At 60.7% G+C, this 21,557-nt stretch carries 15 protein-coding genes and 1 tRNA gene; 11 read left to right on the plus strand and 5 right to left on the minus strand.

Annotated elements, in window-relative coordinates:
• Window positions 1-14: 14 nt before the first annotated feature.
• From P0G09_RS02335 to P0G09_RS02360, 6 genes are all read left to right on the plus strand, one after another.
• Window positions 15-1,607: a penicillin-binding protein 2 gene (locus P0G09_RS02335; protein ID WP_275251814.1), complete on the plus strand. Its 1,593-nt coding sequence runs from the start codon at window positions 15-17 to the stop codon at window positions 1,605-1,607.
• Between the two features lie 99 nt (window positions 1,608-1,706).
• Window positions 1,707-1,955 (plus strand): preprotein translocase subunit SecG, encoded by a 249-nt coding sequence (gene secG / locus P0G09_RS02340; protein WP_005932601.1) that lies wholly within the window; start codon window positions 1,707-1,709, stop codon window positions 1,953-1,955.
• 115 nt (window positions 1,956-2,070) lie between these two features.
• Window positions 2,071-4,188: a ribonuclease R gene (rnr, locus tag P0G09_RS02345; RefSeq protein ID WP_005932603.1), complete on the plus strand. Its 2,118-nt coding sequence runs from the start codon at window positions 2,071-2,073 to the stop codon at window positions 4,186-4,188.
• A gap of 390 nt (window positions 4,189-4,578) precedes the next feature.
• A complete protein-coding gene (locus P0G09_RS02350; RefSeq protein WP_097772249.1) occupies window positions 4,579-6,351 on the plus strand; it encodes an oleate hydratase in 1,773 nt (590 codons plus the stop codon).
• A gap of 327 nt (window positions 6,352-6,678) precedes the next feature.
• Complete coding sequence (locus P0G09_RS02355) at window positions 6,679-8,454, plus strand: bifunctional UDP-sugar hydrolase/5'-nucleotidase (RefSeq protein WP_275251815.1); 1,776 nt, start codon at window positions 6,679-6,681, stop codon at window positions 8,452-8,454.
• 268 nt (window positions 8,455-8,722) lie between these two features.
• Complete coding sequence (locus tag P0G09_RS02360; RefSeq protein WP_275251816.1) at window positions 8,723-11,077, plus strand: glycoside hydrolase family 3 N-terminal domain-containing protein; 2,355 nt, start codon at window positions 8,723-8,725, stop codon at window positions 11,075-11,077.
• A gap of 53 nt (window positions 11,078-11,130) precedes the next feature.
• Here the strand turns inward: P0G09_RS02360 and P0G09_RS02365 are convergent, their stop codons facing one another.
• Both P0G09_RS02365 and P0G09_RS02370 read right to left on the minus strand, forming a co-directional pair.
• Window positions 11,131-12,240 carry an aldo/keto reductase gene (locus P0G09_RS02365; RefSeq protein WP_275251817.1) on the minus strand — a complete coding sequence of 370 codons (1,110 nt, stop codon included), beginning with the start codon at window positions 12,238-12,240 and terminating at the stop codon, window positions 11,131-11,133.
• Window positions 12,241-12,330: 90 nt separating this feature from the next.
• Window positions 12,331-12,404: transfer RNA gene (locus P0G09_RS02370), tRNA-Gln, on the minus strand.
• 223 nt (window positions 12,405-12,627) lie between these two features.
• Here P0G09_RS02370 and P0G09_RS02375 point away from each other — a divergent pair.
• From P0G09_RS02375 to P0G09_RS02395, 5 genes are all read left to right on the plus strand, one after another.
• Window positions 12,628-12,909 (plus strand): DUF2508 family protein, encoded by a 282-nt coding sequence (locus P0G09_RS02375; RefSeq protein ID WP_275251818.1) that lies wholly within the window; start codon window positions 12,628-12,630, stop codon window positions 12,907-12,909.
• A gap of 152 nt (window positions 12,910-13,061) precedes the next feature.
• The gene (gene scfA / locus P0G09_RS02380) at window positions 13,062-13,208 is read left to right on the plus strand and encodes a six-cysteine ranthipeptide SCIFF (RefSeq protein ID WP_015563834.1); all 147 of its coding nucleotides are present in this window, start codon (window positions 13,062-13,064) and stop codon (window positions 13,206-13,208) included.
• A gap of 68 nt (window positions 13,209-13,276) precedes the next feature.
• Window positions 13,277-14,728, plus strand: coding sequence for a thioether cross-link-forming SCIFF peptide maturase (scfB, locus tag P0G09_RS02385; protein WP_275251819.1), 1,452 nt, complete (start codon window positions 13,277-13,279; stop codon window positions 14,726-14,728).
• A complete protein-coding gene (locus P0G09_RS02390) occupies window positions 14,729-16,156 on the plus strand; it encodes an amino acid decarboxylase (protein ID WP_275251820.1) in 1,428 nt (475 codons plus the stop codon).
• Between the two features lie 101 nt (window positions 16,157-16,257).
• Window positions 16,258-17,460 (plus strand): glycosyltransferase family 4 protein, encoded by a 1,203-nt coding sequence (locus tag P0G09_RS02395; protein ID WP_275251821.1) that lies wholly within the window; start codon window positions 16,258-16,260, stop codon window positions 17,458-17,460.
• An 82-nt stretch (window positions 17,461-17,542) separates the two neighbouring features.
• On the opposite strand, the gene P0G09_RS02400 is transcribed toward P0G09_RS02395, so the two are convergent.
• From P0G09_RS02400 to P0G09_RS02410, 3 genes are all read right to left on the minus strand, one after another.
• Window positions 17,543-20,113 carry a heavy metal translocating P-type ATPase gene (locus tag P0G09_RS02400; protein ID WP_275251822.1) on the minus strand — a complete coding sequence of 857 codons (2,571 nt, stop codon included), beginning with the start codon at window positions 20,111-20,113 and terminating at the stop codon, window positions 17,543-17,545.
• A 36-nt stretch (window positions 20,114-20,149) separates the two neighbouring features.
• Window positions 20,150-20,530 carry a metal-sensing transcriptional repressor gene (locus tag P0G09_RS02405; protein ID WP_243135677.1) on the minus strand — a complete coding sequence of 127 codons (381 nt, stop codon included), beginning with the start codon at window positions 20,528-20,530 and terminating at the stop codon, window positions 20,150-20,152.
• A gap of 183 nt (window positions 20,531-20,713) precedes the next feature.
• Window positions 20,714-21,550: a TIM barrel protein gene (locus P0G09_RS02410; protein WP_275251823.1), complete on the minus strand. Its 837-nt coding sequence runs from the start codon at window positions 21,548-21,550 to the stop codon at window positions 20,714-20,716.
• Window positions 21,551-21,557: the final 7 nt, after the last annotated feature.

A 21,557-nucleotide genomic window follows, 5' to 3' on the forward strand; every position in this document is an offset into this window, starting at 1 on the left:
GAGGGGGCGTTTTCATGTCCGGCAAACGGGTGCTGGTCCTGTATGGGGCCCTGCTGTTCTGCTTTGCGGCGGTGGTCTGCCGCCTGTACTGGCTCTGCTCCGACACGGCCTACGGGGCCCGGGCGGCGGCGCAGAGCGTGGTCACCCTCCACCTGCCCGCCCGGCGGGGCAATTTTTATGATTACAGGGGCCAGCTCCTCACGGGGCAGACCACCCGCTGGATGGCCCTCTGCGTGCCCGGGGAGGGCAGCTATGCCCGCCTGTTCGCCTACACCGATGCAGCCGGGCAGGCGACGCTCTACCAGAAGCGGAACGCCGCATCCCCGTTTCTGTTGGAAGTGGACCGGGATGTTTCCGCGCTGGACGTTTCCTGCTGGCCAGCGGCGCGGCGAAGCTCTGCCGCTCCGCTGGCAGTGCAGCTGCTGGGGTATCTCGATGGCGAGGGCCATGGTGCTGCCGGGCTGGAAGCCGCCTTTGACGAACTGCTCACCGGCAGCGGGGCGGGGGATACCCTGCTTTGCACCGTCAACGCCCAGGGAAAGCTGCGGGCCGAGCCCGTCCTCACCCACGCCGACAGCGGGGCTGTGGGGGTGCAGCTGACCCTTTCCCGGGAGATCCAGCAGACCGCCGAAGCCGTGGCCAACGAGACGATGCAGAGCGGCTGCATCCTGGTGCTGGACACCGCCAACGCCAAGGTGCGGGCCTGCGTCAGCCGCCCCGGCTATGATCCGGAAAACATTTCGGCCAGCCTGAACGCCCCGGACAGCCCCCTGCTGGAACGGGCGTTCCAGTGCTATGCCGTGGGCTCGGTGTTCAAGCCGGTGGTGGCGGCAGCGGCGCTGGAGGCAGGGGAGAGCGGCTTTGTCTACACCTGCCCCGGCTGGTGCACGGTGGATGGCCGGATCTTCCGCTGTGCGGGCGGCATCCCCCATGGCGAGGTGGATCTGGCCGGCGCGCTGGAAAAGAGCTGCAACGGCTACTTCATCCGGCTGGGGCAGGCGCTGGGGGCCGATGCTGTCCGCGCCATGGCAGAGCAGTTGGGCTTCGGGCAGGCGATCCCGCTCACCGATGCCCTGCACACGGCGGCTGGGGTCCTGCCGGAGCGGGAGGCTCTTGCGTCCAGCGGGGCCTACGCCAATTTCTGCTTCGGGCAGGGGGAGCTGCTGGCATCCCCCCTGCAGGTCGCCGCCATGATGAACACCATTGCCTGCGGGGGGATCTGCCGCACCCCGCTGCTGCTGGAGACCACTCTGGACGAGACCACCGGCGCGCCCCTCACGGCGCTTTCCCATGTCCGGAGCAGGCGGATGCTTACAAAGCGCACCGCCGCCGCTCTGCAGGCCCTATTGGCGGGTGTAGTGGCCGGGGGTACCGGCCATGAGGCCGCCCTGCCCGGCCAGACTGCGGCAGGCAAGACCGGCACGGCCCAGACCGGTCAGTTTTCCGGCGGTACAGAGCTGAAAAATTACTGGTTTGCGGGTTTTGTCCCGGCAGAGCAGCCCCGCTATACCATCGTGGTGCTGCAGGACACGCAGGCCGAGCCTGCCTTTTCCAGCGCGGCCATCTTTGCCCGGGTGGCGGCAGGGCTGGAAATTCTGGCCCCGTAGCCCACGGTTTTTCTTGCATTTCCCGGGTTTTTGTGCTATCATACACTTGTATTTGTATGCAGTCTCTATGAAACTAAAGATAAAAGGAGCGTTCCATCCATGTCTGTCATTGAAATCGTCGGCGGTGCCATCCTGCTGGTCGTCTCGGCCGTCATCATCCTCCTCACCCTGATGCAGCACACCCACGGTCAGGGTCTGGCCGGTGCCATCAACGGTGGTGTGGGCGGTGCCAACAATGCACGCCTGACCCCTGCGGATCAGATGCTGGCCAAGGTGACCCGCATTGCAGGCATCGTGTTCTTTGTGGTGGCTATCCTGGCCTGTGTGTTCGCCAGCCGTCTGGCCTGAGCACTCGTGTACAGCCCCGTGTAAGGCGGGGCTGTTTTTCTGTCTAAACCTCTCGTGGGAAAGAAGTTGTCCGGGTTCCATTGGAGAATGCCGGAAAAGTGTTAAGGAGAAAAATATGTCATTACGCGATAAAATTGAACATGCCATCCAGAACCAGCCCTGCATGGTCAAGGACCTCAAGGCAAAGTTTGGCGGCGACCGTGCCGCGGACCGCAAGGTGATGGAGGCTCTGGACGAGCTGGTGCACGATGCTGTGGTCTGCCAGAAGTCCGGCGTGTTCTTCACTGCCCGCTCCGGCCGTGCCGAAAAGGCCCTGCCCTGCAAGGTGGTCAAGCTGGGCAAGAATTTTGCCTTTGTGATGCTGGAGGATGAATCCGGCGATATCTTCATCCCGGGCCGCTTTACCCGCGGTGCCATGCCCGGCGATTCCGTTCTGGTGGAAAAGTTTGCCCACCCCCGGGTGGAAGGCAGCGATGAGGGCGAGATCCTTGCCGTGCTCGAGCAGAAGAACGACATGGTGGGCACTGTCCGCCGCATCGAGGGCCGCCTGAAGTTCGTGCCCGATGACTGCCCGGCCATCTCCATGACCATCCAGCGCGACTGCGAGGGCGGCGCGAAGGACGGCGACAAGGTGGCTGTGGAGATCCTGCAGCGCGGGACCCGGCAGGAGGATCACCGCGTGGGCGTTTCCATGCGCTTTGGCAGCTGCGAGGAAGCCAAGCGCTGCGCCAAGGCCCTGCTCTATGCCAAGGACATCCACACCCGTTTCCCCGAGAAGGTGCGGGACGAGGCTAAGAAGTTCGAGGACATGACCGTGTCTGAGGAGGACTGCAAGGGCCGCATGGATCTGCGCGCTCTGCCCATCTTCACCATCGACAGCGCCGAGACCAAGGATATCGACGATGCCGTCAGCCTGACCCGGCTCCCCGGTGGCGGCTATGAGCTGGGTGTTCACATTGCCGATGTCTCCCACTACGTCAAGCCCGGCAGTGAGCTGAACGAGGAAGCCTTCAACCGCGCCACTTCGGTCTACTATGCGGATCAGGTCGTGCCCATGCTGCCCAAGAGCCTTTCCAACGGCATCTGCTCCCTGAACGAGAAGGAGCTGCGCCTGGCGTTCTCCTGCCTGATGCGTCTGGATCAGGACGGCAATCTGACCGACTACAAGTTCGTCAAATCCATCATCTGCAGCCGGGTCAAGGGCGTGTATTCTGAGATCAACGCCCTGCTGGCCGGCACTGCCGATGCCGAGACGCAGGCCAAGTACGCCGAGGTGCTGGATCAGCTGCCCGCCATGAAGGAGCTGTACGCCCACCGCGCCCGCCTGCGCAAGGAGCGCGGCTGCATCGATTTCGAGAGCGGGGAAGTCAAGCTCATCCTGGATGAGAACGGCCACTGCATCGATGTGAAAAAGCGTACCTCCGGCGAGAGCGAGGCCATGATCGAGGAGTTCATGCTGCTGGCCAACCAGTGCGCCGCCCACTTCGCCCGGGTCAAGCAGATCCCCTTTGTCTACCGTGTCCACGAGGAGCCCAACGGCGAGAAGCTGGAGCGCCTGCACAGCCTGCTGCAGGCCTGCGGCATCAACGACCACTTTGCCAAGGAAGTGCCCACCCCCAAGGAGCTGAGCGCCATTCTGGAGGGTGTGCGCGGCACCCCGTTTGAGCAGATCGTCAACACCGGAATGCTCCGCTGCATGTCCAAGGCCTGCTATGAGGAAAAGCCCAAGGGCCACTATGGTCTGGTGCTCAAGGATTACGCCCACTTCACCAGCCCCATCCGCCGCTACCCGGATCTGGCCATCCACCGCATGATGACCGACCTGCTCAGCGGCACCGACAAGGAGACCATGATCGTCCGCTACACCGATTTCGCGGAGAAGGCCTCCAAACAGTCCAGCGAGCGGGAAGTGCTGGCCGTTCAGATCGAGCGCAAGGCCGAGGATTACTACAAGGCCGAGTACGCCCGCCGCCATCTGGGTGAGTGCTACGAGGGCATCATCTCCGGCGTGACCCAGCGCGGCATCTTCGTGGAGCTGGAGAACGGCGTGGAGGGCTTTGTGCCCGCTTCCAGCCTGACCGCCACCGGCACCACTCTCACCGAGGGAATCCGCCTTTCTGACCCCGCCTCCGGCAAGACCTGGAGCCTGGGCGACAGCATGATGATCACCATCGTCCGCGCCGATATCAACCTTGGCAAGGTCGATTTTGAGGTGGCACCCGAAACAAAATAACTGATAAAGAAACGCAAGCGTTCACCTTCCCTGGAGGGTGAGCGCTTTTTTTGTTGGACTAAACCCCTCAGGCGCTTTGCGCCAGCTCCCCTAGTAGGGGAGCCCTTGGCATAATGGTGCAGTCTGTGCGGAAAGGGGGACTTGCAGAGCCTCATGCAATGCCAAAGGCCCCCCTATTAGCGGGGGCTGTCACCGCAGGTGACTGGGGGGTCATACACAGTTTCGTCATATTTCCGACAATGGTTGTGTTTTGTATAAATTTTATACACTGTTCAGGATTTGTTTGTTGTTCTGAAAAAACCACTGGGGTATACTAGGCACAACGAAAGGGAAGACGACACAGAACCATGAACGCAGTCTTCCCAATACGATTTACAGGAGGTTCCCAGTATGTATTATTCCAGTGGCAACTACGAAGCATTTGCACACCCCAAAAAGCCTGAGGGCGTTGACAATAAATCTGCTTACCTCATCGGCTCCGGTCTGGCGGCCCTGACTGCCGCCTGCTACCTGGTCCGTGACGGCCAGATGCAGGGCGACCACATCCATGTGTTTGAGAAGGACCCGCTGCCCGGCGGTGCCTGCGACGGCTACAAGTACGATATCGGCTATGTCATGCGCGGCGGCCGTGAGATGGACAACCATTTCGAGGTCATGTGGGACCTGCTCCGCTCCATCCCCTCACTGGAGACCGAGGGAGCCAGCGTGCTGGACGAGTATTACTGGCTGAACAAGGAGGACCCCAACAAGTCCCTCTGCCGTGCCACCGTCAACCGCGGCCAGGATGCCCACACCGATGGCAAATTCGCCATCTCCGATCAGGGTGCCATGGAGATCATGAAGCTCTTCTTCACCCCGGACGAGCAGCTGCAGGACAAAAAGATCACCGATATCTTTGACGATGAGGTGTTCTCCTCCAACTTCTGGATGTACTGGCGCACCATGTTCGCCTTTGAGAACTGGCACAGCGCGCTGGAGATGAAGCTCTACCTCAAGCGCTATATCCACCACATCGGCGGTCTGCCCGATTTCACCGCCCTGCGCTTTACCCGCTACAACCAGTATGAATCCATCATCCTGCCCATGGTCACCTACCTGAAGGATCACGGCGTGGACTTCCAGTACGAGACCAAGGTCACCGATGTCCAGTTCCGGATCGAGGGCGGCAAAAAGCAGGCCAGCAGCGTGACCGTGGACCACAAGGGTGAGAGCAGGACCATCGACCTCACCGAGAACGACCTGCTCTTCATCACCAACGGCGGCTGCGTGGAGAGCTGCACCATCGGCGCTCAGGACAAGGCCGCAGGCTTTGATCCCACCATCAAGCCGGGCAACGGCTGGGATCTGTGGAAGAAGATCGCTGCACAGGATCCCTCCTTCGGCCATCCCGAAAAGTTCTGCTCTCAGCCGGAGCTGTCCAACTGGGAAAGCGCCACCATCACCACCCTGGACGACAAGATCCCCCAGTATATCAAGAAGATCTGCAAGCGTGACCCCTTCAGCGGCCACACCGTCACCGGCGGCATCGTCACGGTCAAGGACTCCAGCTGGCTGCTCAGCTGGACCCTGAACCGCCAGCAGCAGTTCCGTGATCAGCCCAAGAACCAGCTCTGTGTCTGGGTCTACGGCCTGTTCAGCGACAAGCCCGGCGATTACGTCAAGAAGCCCATGCGCGACTGCACCGGCCGCGAGATCTGCATGGAGTGGCTGTACCACATCGGCGTGCCCGAGGAGGACATTGCCGAGCTGGCTGAACACAGCGCCAACACTGTGCCTGTGATGATGCCCTATATCGATGCCTTCTTCATGCCCCGTGCCTTCGGCGACCGCCCCGACATCGTGCCCCAGGGCGCTGTCAACTTCGCCTTCCTGGGCCAGTTTGCCGAGACCGGCCGTGACACCATCTTCACCACCGAGTACTCCATGCGCACCGGTATGGAAGCGGTTTACACCCTGCTCAACATCGACCGCGGCGTGCCCGAGGTCTGGGGCAGCACCTATGATGTCCGCAGCCTGATCGATGCAACGGTCAAACTGCGTGACGGCAAGAAGATCACTGATATGGATCTGCCCTTCATCCAGCGGGTTGCCCTCAAGGAAGTGCTCAAGAAGATCGAGGGCACCGACCTTGAGAAGTTCCTCAAGGAATACCATGCCATCTGATGCTGTCTGAGAATCGTCCCCCGATCCTCTGACCCTCTTTTCTGAATGCGGCAAAGCCCTGCACCCTTTCCATGGGATGCGGGGCTTTGCCCTTTTTCTCGGAATTTTCAATGGTTTTACCAAAACAGTATGACTATTGTGAGATTCCTTGACACGAATTTTACAAAAATCCCTTGCGGAAACTGGGGTTCTATGTTAAGATTTAGGTAACAAACAGCCCTCTCGGCCTTGCTGAAGCCCGCCAGTTCCCCAAAAGGGAAAACAACGCTGCACAGCATGGAAGGAGAGGGCTGAAAGAGCGTATTGAATCAAAGGAGGTCTTTCCCTGTGAAACAGTTCATTACCCGCCGCAGCTTTATCAAGGCTGCCGGTGCTGCCACGGCACTGACCGCAGTTTCTGTCGGTGCACCCGCCGCCTTTGCGGAGGAGACCAATTGCTTCTTTGGTGACAAAGCGGATGTGACCATCCTCTACACCAACGATGTCCACACCTATATCGACAATAAGTCCCCCAAGCCCACCTATGCCGCCATTGCTGCCCTGAAAAAGAGCATCGAGGACACCGGTCGGGATGTGCTGCTGGTGGATGCAGGTGACCATATCCAGGGCACCGCTTACGGTTCCATGGATGACGGCGCTACCATCATCGAGCTGATGAACGAGGCCGGTTACGATCTGGCCACCCCCGGCAACCACGAGTTCGACTACGGCATGGCCCGCGCCAAGGCTGTGCTCCGGGAAGCCGACTTCCCCTATGTCTCCTGCAACTGGGTCGATCTGCGCACTGGCTTCAACGTCCTGCCCAGCGTCAAGTTCTTCTTTGTGGGCGGCCGCAAGATCGCCTTTGTGGGCGTGACCACCCCCGAGACCTTCACCAAGTCCACCCCGGCCTACTTTATGAACGATGCCCAGACCAAGTACATCTACGACATTTTGGGCGGCGAGGACGGCCAGAAGCTCTACGATGCCGTTCAGAAAGCCATCGACAAGGCTGAGTTCTGGGGCGCTGACACCATCATCGGTCTGGGCCATCTGGGCGTTGACCCCTCCTCCTCTCCCTGGACCAGTGAGGAAGTCATTGCACACACCCACGGCTTCACCGCCTTCATCGACGGCCACTCCCACACCGTGATGGCCAACAAGCAGGTCGCCGATGCTTCCGGCAAGGCAGTCACCCTGACCCAGACTGGTTCTTACTTCAAGAACATCGGCAAGATGACTGTGGGCGCGGACGGCACCATCACCACTGAGCTCATCGACACCTACGAGGGTCTGGATGCTGCCGTGGCTGCCACCGCCTCCAACTGGATCAGCGCAGTGGACGATATGCTGGGCGAGGAGATCGCAGTGGGCGATACCAAATTCTACATCAACGATCCCGCCACCGGCAAGCGCCGCATCCGCTCCGGCGAGACCAACCTCGGCGACTTCGTGGCCGACGGCATCTACACCTATTTCAACGAGATCGAGGAGCTCCATTGTGATGTCGCCATTATGAACGGCGGCGGCATCCGCACCGATGTGGAGGCTGGCCCCTGGAGCTTCAAGACCTGCAAGACCGTCAGCCCCTTTGGCAACGTGGCCTGCCTGATGTCCGTGACTGGCCAGCAGATCCAGGACGCTCTGGAGTTTGGTGCCCGCTTTGCCGGTGCTGAGGGCAAGGAGAACGGCGGCTTCCTGCAGGTGGCAGGTGCCAAGTACGAGATCCACCCCATGATCCCCAACACCGTTCAGACCAACGACAAGAACGTCTGGACTGGCAGCGCCGCCACCCCGCGTGTCTGCAACGTGGAGATCTACGACAAGACCACCGGCACCTATAAGCCCCTTGACCCGAACGCCACCTACGCTCTGGCCGGCATGAACTACACCCTGCGCAATCTGGGTGATGGCTTTGCCATGTTCGATGGCGCGACTCTCATCAAAGACTACGTCTCTGAGGACTACCTTGTTATGTCCAGCTACGCAGCCATGTTCGGCGGCGTGGATGCCAACGGTCTGCCGCATCTGGCAAGCGCCAACAGCCCGCTGGCCGATTACCCCGGCTACCTGATCAACTACGAGGATCCGTACGGCGCAGGCCGCATCCAGATGATCTGGTAAATTAAGGATACGACCCTCTCCGTCAACGCCGCAGGCTTTGACGGAGAGGGTTATTTTTAAGCAGCATTGTCGGCAGGAAACGCCCCCGGCTTGTGGATCAGGATAGGGGAAAGTTGCATAAATCCGGCAGAGCATCCTTGTATACTACGCCAAAGTTTGTGACTTTTTTATTTGTTTGCTTGCGAACGATCTGCGCTGGAAGTATAATAAACAGGCAAGTAATATATCAGCTGTGCTGTGGCAGGCACAGAGACAAAGGAGAAACATTATGCAGACACGGTATACCAGCGCCGACCAGTGGGCAGAGGCCAAGGACGGCGTGATCCCTGCACCCTACGCTCTGGAAGAGGGCGAGCAGATCATTGACCAGTATCTTGAGCCGGTCATCTTCCACAACGTCAACGGCCCCGACATCGGTGTGACCACCTGCGGCGTGATCGTCAAGGACGGCCTGTACTTTAAGGATCTGGACAACAGCGGCGAGCTGGCCCCCTACAAGGATTGGCGGTTGAGCCCTGAGCAGCGCGCTGAGGATATGGTCAAGCATCTGCGGCTGGATCAGCAGGCAGGCCTTGTGCTGAACACCCTGTTCAACAGCCCTGTGGTGCCCACCCGTGCCGAGGCCACCAACGCCGAAGGCAAGCTGGAGCTGGGCAAGATCTACAAGCACCACAACCCCGGTGAAAAGCCCATGCCCGGCCCTCTGCCCGGCATGACCGTCAGCATTGATGACAGCCACGTTCTGGAAAAGCACATTGCCGCCGGTGTTTACCGCGGTGACATGCGCTGCGAGGCCGGCATGGTGGCCCTGTACCACAACGCCGGCACCCAGATGCTGGAATACGAGGCCTGCAAGGGCGGCGTGGCCATTCCGTACTCTCTCCACACCAACCCCATCAACATCGGTTACCCGGACTCTCTGGGCATCGGCGCGGCTGTCATTGGCGACGGCAACACCGACATGGTCTATGAGATGGCCCAGACCGACCGCAAGATGATGAAAGCCGAGGGCCTGAACATCATGTACGGCCCTCAGGTCGATGTGACCTCTGACCCCCGCTGGCCCCGTACCTCCGGTACTTACGGCGAGCGTCCCGATGTCACCAGTGACATTGCCGAGGCTCTGGTCAAGGGCTATCAGGATGGCGACAACGGCCTGAACGAGGGTTCTGTTGTTCTGACCATCAAGCACTTCCCCGGCGATGCCCCCTCTGAGAATGGCTTTGAGCCCCATGTGCCCATCGGCCAGTGGCGCATCTACCGCACCCCCGGCTCTATGGAAAAGTATCATCTGCCCCCGTTCCAGCGCGCCTTTGACCACAAGGTCTCTTCCATCATGCCGGACTACTCCCGTATTGCCACCGATGGCCGTGCCGTGCCCCAGACCTACCGGGGCGAGATCACCAGCACCGAGGAAGTGCCCAGCGCTTACAGCAAGGAACTGATCACCGATCTGGCCCGGAACAAGATGGGCTTTGACGGCTATGTCAACTCTGACTCCGGCATCACCACCGTTCAGATCTACGGTGTGGAGAACCTCACCGAGCCCGAGCGCTACGCCAAGGCCATCTCTGCCGGTACCGATGTCATCGGCGGCAACACCGACCCCGAGAACATCGTCAAGGCTGTGGAGGACGGTCTGCTGCCCAAGGCGGATCTGGACCGCGCCAGCTACAACCGTCTGCTGAGCCTGTTCCGCACCAAGCGGGTGGATAACCCCTACCTCGACCCCGACAAGGCCGATCAGGCCCGCGTGGATAACTTCGATGGTGCCAAGAAGAAGGCTTACGAGGCCAACCAGAAGGCTGTTGTTCTGGTCAAGAACCACGAGAAGCTCCTGCCTCTGGCCAAGAGCCAGAAGGTCTGCATCGTCACCTTCAAGGGTGTGGACTCCGGCTTTGCACAGATGGCACAGGCTATGGGTGCCGGTCTGGGCAACACGGACGAGGATGCCGCTCTGCGCAAGACCCTGACGGAAGCCTTTGAGAAGAAAGGCTACACCGTGGTGGCCACCCCGGAGGAGGCCGATGTGCTCTACCTGCACGTCTGGCCCATCAGCAACGGTCTGGTGTTCAACCAGTACGCAATGCCCGTCATCGAGATGGGCGAGATCGTCACTGACGAGCGCGAGCGCAACAAGAGCCAGAAAAAGACCGGCAACAAGGTCACCGTTGTCACCCTGAAGGACGTGGAAAAGATCAAGGAACTGGCCGATGCCATCCATGCCCGCGGCGGCAAGGTGGTTGGCACCTGCGTGGTCTGCAACCCCTGGCTGCTGGACAAGCTGGAGCCCTACTGCGACGCACTGACCATCCAGTACACCGTCAGCGCCGTTGCCCTGAACAACGCCCTGAACGCTCAGGTCGATGTCATCAGCGGCGACTTTGCCCCCACCGGCAAGCTGAGCCTGACCATGGTCTCTGACCCCGCCGTCATTGCCATCACCGAGCAGGAGATCGACGGTGTGGTGCGCGAGATCTGCGCCTCTCCCAACGACGTGCCCGGCTACGATAAGGATCAGTACATCGATCCCTCTATCCTCGCCAACGTCAAGGGCGGCAGCTACGCCTACTGCGATGCCGACGGCAATTACTACCGCAGCGGCTTCGGTCTGAATTACTAATTCCTGTTAACGAAAAAAGAGCGATACAGCGTTTGCTGTATCGCTCTTTTTGTTTACTGCTTTTCAAATTCTGCGGCGATCTCAGTCAGCAGTCTGCGGATGGGCAGGTGCTGAGGGCAGGCCTTTTCGCACCTGCCGCACTGGATGCAGTCAGATGCCCGGCGGTCTGCGCCGGTATAGACATTATTATAGTAAAAGTCGGCGTTCCAGTCGTGATAGATCTGCTTGGTGTTCATTACGGCGAACAGGTCGGGGATGGCGATCTGCCTGGGGCAGCCATCGGTGCAGTAGCGGCAGGCGATGCAGGGGATCAGGTTCATGGCGCGGAAGATCGACTGCACCTTCTTCACGGCTTCCAGCTCGGTCTCGTTCAGGGGCTGGAAGTCCTTCATGTAGCTGAGGTTATCCTTCATCTGCTCCATGCTGCTCATGCCGGAGAGCACCATCATCATGCCGGGGAAGCCCGCCGCAAAGCGGATGGCGTAGCTGGCTGGGCTGCCGCCGTGCAGCTCGTCCAGCACCTTCCGGGCCTCTTCGGGCAGGTTGACCAGGTTGCCGCCCTTCACAGGCTCCATGACCAGCACGGGCTTGCCGTGCCTGCGGCAGACTTCATAGCACTCGCGGCTCTGCACGGCGGGGTCGTCGTAGTCCACATAGTTGAACTGGATCTGCACCACCTCGATCTCCGGGTAGTCGGTCAGAATCTGCTCCAGTACCTCGGCATGATCGTGGAAGGAGATGCCCACATGCTTGATTTTGCCCTCGGCCTTCAGCGCAAAAGCGGTCTCATAGGCTCGGCATTTTTTGAAATGCTGGTAAAACGTTGCACTTTGGGCGTGCATCAGGTAGAAATCAAAATAGTCCACACCGCAGGCTTCCAGCTGGCTCTGGAAAAAGGGACGGATGTCAGCCTCAGTTTTGAAGAAACTGCCGGTCAGCTTGTCGGTCAGGATGTAGCTGTCGCGGGGGTGGCGGCTGGTCAGGCAGGCTTTCAGCGCCGTCTCGCTCCGGCCCTGAAGGTAGCCGTGGGCCGTGTCGAAGTAGTTGAAGCCCTGCTCCAGAAAATAATCGACCATCCGGCTGGTTTCGGCCAGATCGATCTCACCATCCTTCAAGGGCAGGCGCATACAGCCAAAACCGAAGTTTTTCTTGATGTTTTCCATGTCCAATACTCCTCTCGTGTGCAAGGGCGGAGTGCACTCCATAACCCGGATACGACAAAAAAAGACATCCGGAGTGTTCGGATGTCTTTTTGGTTGGGGATGAGAGAATCGAACTCCCACAAGTAGAGTCAGAGTCTACCGCACTACCACTATGCAAATCCCCATCAGTTTGGGTCTGTCTTGCGGGGTGAGCCGCTCAACGTGTGCTATTATACGGAAAAAGTGCCGCTTTGTCAAGCACTTTTTTGAAATTTTTTGCAGAAACCGGAAAAAAGACGCACTTTCGCAGGAGTTCTTGCGGGCTGCTTGATTCCGTCATCCTTCTCATGCTCTTTGCATATACTGGAAATCAGAAGAAGCAAAGACGCACAAAGAGGAGGAACTGCTATGACCCAGACCACGCAAAAGGAAAAGACCCTGCTTTCGCCCCGCATCCCGCGGGACACCGAACACGAGCGCTACCACCCGGAGCTGGAGGAGGAGCTGAAAGAATGCCTGTTCTGCCTGCACCGGAACGAGATGATGTTCGACCTTGAGGTGGATACCGACCTCATCGAACAGCACATCTATGAGCGGCAGGCCCTTCTGGCCCGCTACCGGTACTTGCTGGGAAAAGCCCGGGAGCTGGGGCTGCATACAGTATTAGAAAAGTATCAGCCGGTGGGGTAGGGCTTCGTCTTTGTACAGCCTACAAAATACTGCCCACAGAAGATGCGACAAAAATCTTGACAGAATCCCTGAACCGTGCTATCCTATATCAAGATAACAATGCGCAGGTGGTTCTGCGTATCAACTATTTGGAGCTAGAGAGGTTTTTAATTATGGAACGTATTAAGACGATCGCTACTCGTGACCTGACCAAGAGCGTTGTGACCGGTGGCTGCGGCGAGTGCCAGACTTCCTGCCAGTCTGCCTGCAAGACTTCCTGCGGCGTGGCTAACCAGAAGTGCGAGAACAGCAACAAGTAATTTCTGCAAATCGGATGCCGCCTTTGCCGGGCGGCATTTTTTTATGTAACAATGGAATGGAGAATAAAATGGTACATCAGTATCAATTGAACGGCTATAACATCGTGCTGGATACCTGCAGCGGCTCGGTGCATGTGGTGGATGAAGTGGCGTATGATGTCATTGCCATGTACCCCGACCACACCGCCGACGAGATCGTTGCCGCCATGATGGCAAAGTACGGCGACCGTGAGGACGTGACCGAGGCCGACCTGCGCCAGTGCATTGATGACGTGGCAAGCCTGAAGGAATCCGGCAAGCTGTGGAGCCCCGATACCTATGAGAACCTCGCGTTCGATTTCAAGAACCGCAACACCGTGGTCAAGGCCCTCTGCCTGCATGTGGCCCACACCTGCAACCTGAACTGCTCCTACTGCTTCGCCTCGCAGGGCCGCTATCAGGGCGAGCGTGCCCTGATGAGCTTTGAGGTGGGCAAGCGGGCAATGGATTTCCTCATTGAGAATTCCGGCAGCCGCCGCAACCTCGAGGTGGACTTCTTCGGCGGCGAGCCTCTGATGAACTTTGATATGGTCAAGAAGCTGGTGGCCTACTGCCGTGAGCAGGAGAAGATCCACAATAAGAACTTCCGCTTCACCATGACCACCAACGGCATGCTCATTGACGATGATGTCATCGACTTCTGCAACAAGGAGTGCCACAACGTGGTCCTGAGCCTGGATGGCCGCAAGGAAGTCCACGACCGCTTCCGCAAGGACTACGCCGGCCGTGGCAGCTACGATGCCATTGTGCCCAAGTTCCAGGAGTTTGTAAAGAAGCGCGGCGATAAGGGCTATTACATGCGCGGCACCTTTACCCACTACAACACCGACTTCACCAACGATATCTTCCATATGGCAGATCTGGGCTTTACCGAGCTGAGCATGGAGCCCGTGGTCTGCGACCCCAGTGACCCCAGCGCTCTGACCGAGGCAGATCTGCCCATCCTGAAGGAGCAGTATGAGATCCTGGCCAAGGAGATGATCAAGCGGAACCGCGAGGGCCGCGGCTTCACCTTCTACCACTACATGATCGACCTGACCGGCGGCCCCTGCATCTACAAGCGCATTTCGGGCTGCGGCTCCGGCACCGAGTACATGGCTGTGACCCCCTGGGGAGATCTGTATCCCTGCCATCAGTTCGTGGGCGATCCCAAGTACCTGATGGGCGATATCTGGAAGGGTGTCACCAACACGGCAGTCCGGGACGAGTTCAAGCACTGCAACGCCTACGCCCGCAAGGAGTGCCAGGACTGCTGGGCAAAGCTCTACTGCTCCGGCGGCTGTGCAGCCAACTCCTACCACGCAACCGGCAGCATTACCGGCGTGTACGAGTACGGCTGTGAGCTGTTCCGCAAGCGGATGGAGTGCGCTATTATGATCCAGGTGGCACAGAATCAGGAGCTGGCTGCACAGGGCATCGAAGTGCCCATCCAGCTGGGCTCCACCTGCAATGCCTGCGCCGACGGCGAGGCCTGCGAATAAATGACCACCCCCATCGTCGATTTTGTGCGGCGGTACGCCCAGTCCGGCACTGCCCGGCTCCACATGCCGGGGCATAAGGGGCAGAGCCTGCTGGGCTGTGAGCCGTGGGATATCACCGAGATCCGGGGGGCCGATGAGCTCTATGAGGCCGAGGGCATCATCGCGCAGAGCGAGGCCAACGCCACCCGGCTGTTCGGCACGGCCCACACCTATTACAGCACCGAGGGTTCTTCCCAGTGCATCCGGGCCATGCTCTGCCTTGCTATGCAGGGTGCGCCCTGCACCGGCAAGCGCCCGGTGCTGCTGGCGGCCCGCAATGCCCACAAAGCCCTGCTCTATGCAGCGGCTCTGCTGGACTTCGACATCCGGTGGCTCTGGCCCGCGCCGGAGGATACCGGCGCGCTGTGCAGCTGCCCGGTAACGGTGCAGGCCCTTTCCGCCGCCCTTGAGGAGCTGGCCGGGCAGGGGAGAGCACCCTTCGGCGTTTACCTGACCAGCCCGGATTATCTGGGCGGGATGCAGGATATTGCGGCCCTCTCTGCCGTCTGCGATGCTCACGGCGTGCCCCTGCTGGTGGATAACGCCCACGGGGCCTACCTGCGCTTTCTGCCCGGCGGGAGCCGCCACCCCATCGACCTGGGCGCGGCGGCCTGCTGTGACTCCGGCCACAAGACCCTGCCGGTGCTTACCGGGGGAGCCTACCTGCATCTGGGCCCCAAGGCCCCCGTGCAGGAGGAAAGCACCGTGCGCAACGCGCTGGCGCTGTTCGGCTCCACCAGCCCGTCTTATCTGATCCTGCAGTCTCTCGATGCCTGCAACCGGCTGCTTTCCACCGATTACCCGGCACGCCTGCAGGAGTGCTGTGACCGGCTGGCTGCTCTGCGTGCCCGTCTGAACGCGCTGGCTGCCGGGCAGGGCACGGCCCTGCCGCTGGCACTGGACGGTCCCGCCCGGGAACCCATGAAGCTGACGCTGGACGCAGCGGCGCTGGGCCTGACCGGGCAGGCACTGGCCGACCATCTGCGGCAAAACGGAATGGAGTGCGAATATGCCGACCCCCGCTACCTTGTGCTGATGTTCACCCCGGAGAACCCGGCGGAGGACATTGCCCGGCTGGAGGCGGCTCTGGCAGAACTCTGTGCGCGGGGCATCCCCCCGGCAGAACCCCCTGCCGAGCACCGGGAGGCATTTTGTGCGCTGGCCCGGCAGGCGGAGCCCCGCCTGACCGTGCGGCAGGCCGTGTTTGCCCCGCAGGAGACCATCCCGGCAGGGTCTGCGCTGGGCAGGGTCTGCGCTCTGCCCACCGTTTCCTGTCCGCCCGCCATCCCCATCGTCGTCAGCGGCGAGGTGATCGGCCCGGCGGCGCTGGAGCTCTTTGCAGCCTATGGCGTGGAGACGGTCTCGGTGGTGAAACCGGAAAAATTTTGAAAAAATCAGGGCGGATCTGCAAGATTCTGCGGCTCTGAAACGTATTAAGGATAGAACAGAGAACATAACCCCTATTCTATGCGGTAATCTGAGGTGTTCCAATGAAAATTCTTCTTGCATCAGATACATGGTCCCCAATGGTCAACGGTGTGGTGCGCTCGGTGGAGCTGCTGTACCACCAGCTGCTGGCACTGGGCCATGACGTGCGGGTGGTGACCCTTGCCCAGAATGGCCATTCCCATGAGGAAAACGGCATCCTGTATGTGGGCAGCATCAGCGCGGAGCGGGTCTACCCGGGCGTGCGGATCAGTGCGGCGGGCGCTCTGCCCATCTCCCACTGGCTGGACGAGCTGGAAGCCTGGGGCCCGGAGGTCATCCATACGCAAAGCGAGTTTTCTACCTTTATGCTGGCACAGCGGGTGGCCCGCCGGTGCCACTGCCCGGTGGTACATACCTACCATACTGTCTACGAGGATTATACCCAGTACCTTTTCTTCAGTGAGCGTCTGGGCCGGATGACCGCCGAAAAGGCCACCCGCATCCTCTCGGGCTATTGCTCCCTCATGCTGGCCCCCACCGAAAAGGTGCGCGCCATGCTCAACCGCTACGGGGTCAGCTGCCCGGTGGTCACAGTGCCCACCGGCATCGACCTGACCGCCTTTGGCCCGGCGCAAGACAACGGCGAGGAAAAGGCCCGGATGCGGGCAGAGCTGGGCATCCCGGAAGGGGATACCGTCCTGCTCTCGCTGGGCCGTCTGGCTGCCGAGAAGAACCACGCCCAGCTGGTGCGTCTGCTGGCCGCCCAGCCGGAGGAGAACCGCCCGTGGCTGGTGTTTGTGGGCGACGGCCCCGCCCGGCCTGACCTGGAAGCACTGACAAGGGAGCTGAAGCTGACCGACCGCGTCCGCTTTGTGGGCATGGTCAAGCCCGATGAGGTGCCCCGGTGGTACCGCGTGGGCGATATCTTCGTCAGTGCCTCCCAGAGCGAGACCCAGGGCCTGACCTACTTCGAGGGCATGGCCTGCGGTCTGCCGGTGCTCTGCCGTGCGGACCCCTGCCTGGATGGCGTGGTGGAAAACGGCTTCAACGGCTGGCAGTGGAAGGACGAAGCCGAGTTTGCATCGGCACTGAACACCATCATCTCGGACCCCGCCCTGCGCGGGCAGCTGCACCAGAACGCTCTGGCCACCGCCGCCCGCTACTCGGCAGAGCATTTCGCCCAGCAGGTGCTGGATGCTTACCAGCAGGCCATTGCGCTGAAGCAGTACGAGTCTGAACACAAAAGCATCCTCAGCTGGGTGTGATCCCAATCCCCAAAGAATCCAGAAGAAGCAGCAGCGCCCTGTCTCCCGCAATGGGAAACAGGGCGCTGCTTTTGTGCATCCGTTATTCGATGCCGGTCACCTTGTAATCCTGATCCTCAACAGCCTTCTTCAGGTCTGCGTCGGAAACCTCGGCGTTCAGGGTGACGATGGCGGTACCGGCCTCGTGGCTGACCACGGCCGCGTCCACGGCGGGCAGGGCTTCCAGCGCCTTTTTCACGCGGGCCTCGCAGTGGCCGCACATCATACCTTCAACATGCAGGGTCTTTTTCATGGCATTGTCCTCCTTGACAACAGGAGCCGAAACGGGTTCGGCAGTATTTTCAGCCGCTGCAGGCTGCACGGGGGCAGCGGGCAGGGCGGCAGACTTGGGTTTACGGTCGTGTTTGGTGCTGTGCAGGTCGAACAGGTTCAGCCGCAGGGCATTGCTCACGACACAGAAGCTGGAAAGACTCATGGCCGCAGCTCCGAACATGGGGTTCAGGGTCAGGCCAAAGGGGATGAACACACCGGCGGCCAGCGGGATGCCGATGATGTTGTAGATGAACGCCCAGAACAGGTTTTCGTGGATGTTGCGCAGGGTGGCGCGGCTCAGCCGGATGGCAGCGGGCACATCGGAGAGCCGGGAGTTCATCAGGACCACATCGGCTGCGTCAATGGCAACATCGGTACCGGCACCGATGGCGATGCCGGTGTCCGCGCGGGTCAGGGCGGGGGCATCGTTGATGCCGTCGCCCACCATGGCCACCTTGCCGCTCTCCTGCAGCCTGCGGATCACGGCCTCCTTGCCGTCGGGCAGAACGCCCGCAATGACCTCGTCCACGCCCGCCTGCCGGCCAATGGCATCGGCGGTGCGCTGGTTGTCGCCGGTCAGCATAACCACCCGGATGCCCATGTTCTGCAGCTCCCGGATGGCGCGGGGGCTGTCCTCCTTGAGGGTGTCCGCCACAGCGATCACGCCCATCAGGCGGCCTGCACCGCCAAAGAAGAGGGGCGTTTTGCCCTCAGCGGCCAGCCGGGCGGCTTCGGCCTGGAGTTCGGCGGGTACGGATGCCTTGGTGGCGATGAACTCCGCATTGCCGCCGTAGATCTCCATGCCGTCCAGCCGTGCGGAAAGGCCATTGCCGGGCAGGGCGGCAAAATCGGTCACATCGGGGCAGGCGATGGTCTCTGTCTCGGCATAGGCCAGCACCGCCTTGGCCAGCGGGTGCTCACTCTTCTGCTCCAGCGAGGCCGCCAGCGTCAGCAGCTCACTCTCGGAAACGCCCTCCGCGGGGAGGATGTCAGTGACCCGGGGCTCGCCGCTGGTGATGGTGCCGGTCTTGTCCAGCGCCACGATCTGGGTGCGGCCTGCAGCTTCCAGCGAGGCGGCAGTTTTGAACAGGATGCCGTTCCTGGCCCCCAGACCGTTGCCCACCATGATGGCCACAGGCGTTGCCAGACCCAGCGCGCAGGGGCAGCTGATGACCAGCACCGAGATGCCCCGGGCCAGCGCATAGCCGAATTCCCGGCCCAGCAGCAGCCAGACAAGGGTGGTCAGCACCGAAATGGAGATGACTGCAGGCACAAAAAAGCCGGAAACGGTATCGGCGATCTTGGCAATGGGGGCCTTGGTGGCAGCGGCATCACTGACCATCCGGATGATCTGGGCCAGCGTGGTATCCTCGCCCACACGGGTGGCTTCGCACTTCAGGAAACCGGACTGGTTGGTGGTGGCGGCGCTGACCTTGTCTCCCGCAGCCTTGTCCACCGGGATGCTCTCGCCGGTCAGGGCGCTCTCATTCACGGCGCTGGAACCTTCCAGCACAAGGCCGTCCACCGGGATGTTCTCACCGGGGCGCACCACAAAGAGGTCGCCTTTTTTCACCTGTGCAATGGGCACGGTCACTTCGGCCCCCTCCCGCAGCAGGGTGGCGGTCTGGGGTGCCAGCTTCATCAGGCTCTTGAGCGCGTCGGTGGTCTTGCCCTTGGAGCGGGCCTCCAGCATCTTGCCCACGGTGATCAGGGTCAGGATCATGGCGGCAGATTCAAAGTAGAGCTCCATCATGTAGTGCATGACGAGCGCGTCGTTGCCGTCCACCTGAGCGCGGGTCATGGCGAACAGGGCGTAGGTGCTCCAGAGAAAGCTGGCCGAGGAACCCAGCGCCACCAGTGTATCCATGTTGGGGGCACGGTGGAGCAGGCCCTTGAAGCCGCTGATGAAGAACTTCTGGTTGATGACCATTACGATGCCCGCCAGCAGCAGCTGGACCAGACCCATGGCAACGTGGTTGCCGTCGAACCAGTGGGGGAGCGGCCAGCCCCACATCATGTGGCCCATCGAGAAATACATCAGCACTGCCAGAAAGACCAGTGATGCGATGAGCCGTTTCTTCAGTCTGGGTGTTTCGTGGTCAGCCAGTGCATCCAGCTCGGCGCTGGGGGTCTCGGCGGCAGCAGCCTTGGGGCTTGCGCCGTAGCCCGCCTCCTGCACTGCCTTGACGATGGCCGAGGCGCTGGCAGTGCCCTCCACTCCCATGGAGTTGGTCAGCAGGCTCACCGAGCAGCTGGTCACGCCGGGCACAGCTTTTACGGCCTTTTCCACCCGGGCAGAGCAGGCCGCGCAGCTCATGCCCGTAACAGTATACTGTTCCATTGTTTCCCTCCGATAAAAAACGCTGCGTGAATGGGATCAAACGAGCTTGTTCAGGATCCACAAAAACTCCTGCAGCTTCTCCTCGCCGCCGTTTTTTAGGTCCTCAGCCACGCAGGTGCTCAGGTGCTGGTCGATCAGCTCCCGGGTAAAACCGTTCAGGGCGCTTCTGGCGGCGGCGGCCTGCACCAGGATATCCGTGCAGTACACATCTTTTTCCACCATGCTCCGGATGCCCCGGATCTGGCCCTCGATGCGGTTCAGCCGGGTGATGAGGTGCTTGTACTCCTCCTCGGTGCGCTGCTTGTGGCGGCAGCCGCAGCCGGTGCTTCCCTCAGCCGGGGCACAGCAGGGCTCTTCTGCCGGGGTGGGGGAGCAGTGGGGGCAGCTGCCCTCCGGGATCTTGTTCACATCGCTCATGTCTATTCTCCTTTTGTTACCCCTTGGGGGTATTTTGCTCCATAGCTGCATTATAGCACGGCGGTCCTGTTTCTACAAGTAGGGCTGGGGGGTATTATTGTGAACTTTTTATGAACACAGAAGATAAAACAAAAGGCTCTGCGCCCCAAACGGGGAACAGAGCCTTTGAAGCATCCAAAACGATCAGTAGGCGAATCTGCGCATAAAGACAAGGTCGCTTGCGGCGCGGGCGGGCACAGCTTCCTCCCGCAGCACGGGCAGGGAAGCCTGTGGCATCTGCCGCAGCATCTCAAAGCCGCCGGCGTAGTCCACGCAGGAATCCTCCAGACTGGTGGAATAGAGCGTTCCATCCGGCTGGAAGTTCTGGCCCTTGAAATGGACCGCCGTGATCTTGTCGCCGTACCAGCTGCCCACCTTATCCCAGATGCGGCGCTGTGCATCCACAGACGCGGCCTCCGGGCCCACATAGTTGGCAAAATCGCAGATGACGCGCAGGTTGGGGCTTGCCATAGTGTCCAGCACCATCCGCACCGCCTCGGGGGTATTCATGGCGTGGTAGTAGACGCACTCCACGGCAAAGAGCACTCCCTGCTCCTCGCAGGCGGGCAGGATCTCGCCCAGACTGCGCAGGAGCGCTTCCTGCGCCTCCTTCCGGGTCACACCGGGCTGTTTGGCCATGTTGGTGGTCTCGCTGCCCATGCAGCCTGCACCCAGCGCCTTGGCAACAGGGATCTGGCTCAGCACCTTTGCCACCTCGGCACGGCGCTTGTCCTCGTCGGCATAGCTCAGCTCCACATAGGTGCCGTCTACAGCAATGCCCACGCCGGATGCTGCCGCAGCCGCTCTTGCCCGCTCCACCAGCGCAGGAGTCACATCGGCATAGCTCTTTACGCCCTCCACCGCCTTGGTAAAGGCCAGCTGGGTGCAGGCAAAGCCTGCCTGCCCGATGGAGGAAAAGAGGGTCTCGGGGTCATGGCGGCCAAAATCGTGGCCGCGTGCACCAAGAATGAATTCAGGCATCCTGCAC

The sequence above is a fragment of the Faecalibacterium sp. DFI.5.82 genome, from assembly GCF_029076575.1.
Classification (GTDB): Bacteria; Bacillota; Clostridia; order Oscillospirales; family Ruminococcaceae; genus Faecalibacterium; species Faecalibacterium duncaniae.

What these genes read in the sequence shown, in the direction of transcription:
- P0G09_RS02335 (WP_275251814.1), top strand. Translation starts at nt 15, where the DNA reads ATGTCCGGCAAACGGGTGCTGGTCCTGTATGGGGCCCTGCTGTTCTGC.
- secG (WP_005932601.1), top strand. Translation starts at nt 1,707, where the DNA reads ATGTCTGTCATTGAAATCGTCGGCGGTGCCATCCTGCTGGTCGTCTCG.
- rnr (WP_005932603.1), top strand. Translation starts at nt 2,071, where the DNA reads ATGTCATTACGCGATAAAATTGAACATGCCATCCAGAACCAGCCCTGC.
- P0G09_RS02350 (WP_097772249.1), top strand. Translation starts at nt 4,579, where the DNA reads ATGTATTATTCCAGTGGCAACTACGAAGCATTTGCACACCCCAAAAAG.
- P0G09_RS02360 (WP_275251816.1), top strand. Translation starts at nt 8,723, where the DNA reads ATGCAGACACGGTATACCAGCGCCGACCAGTGGGCAGAGGCCAAGGAC.
- P0G09_RS02365 (WP_275251817.1), bottom strand. Translation starts at nt 12,240, where the DNA reads ATGGAAAACATCAAGAAAAACTTCGGTTTTGGCTGTATGCGCCTGCCC.
- P0G09_RS02375 (WP_275251818.1), top strand. Translation starts at nt 12,628, where the DNA reads ATGACCCAGACCACGCAAAAGGAAAAGACCCTGCTTTCGCCCCGCATC.
- scfA (WP_015563834.1), top strand. Translation starts at nt 13,062, where the DNA reads ATGGAACGTATTAAGACGATCGCTACTCGTGACCTGACCAAGAGCGTT.
- scfB (WP_275251819.1), top strand. Translation starts at nt 13,277, where the DNA reads ATGGTACATCAGTATCAATTGAACGGCTATAACATCGTGCTGGATACC.
- P0G09_RS02390 (WP_275251820.1), top strand. Translation starts at nt 14,729, where the DNA reads ATGACCACCCCCATCGTCGATTTTGTGCGGCGGTACGCCCAGTCCGGC.
- P0G09_RS02395 (WP_275251821.1), top strand. Translation starts at nt 16,258, where the DNA reads ATGAAAATTCTTCTTGCATCAGATACATGGTCCCCAATGGTCAACGGT.
- P0G09_RS02400 (WP_275251822.1), bottom strand. Translation starts at nt 20,113, where the DNA reads ATGGAACAGTATACTGTTACGGGCATGAGCTGCGCGGCCTGCTCTGCC.
- P0G09_RS02405 (WP_243135677.1), bottom strand. Translation starts at nt 20,530, where the DNA reads ATGAGCGATGTGAACAAGATCCCGGAGGGCAGCTGCCCCCACTGCTCC.
- P0G09_RS02410 (WP_275251823.1), bottom strand. Translation starts at nt 21,550, where the DNA reads ATGCCTGAATTCATTCTTGGTGCACGCGGCCACGATTTTGGCCGCCAT.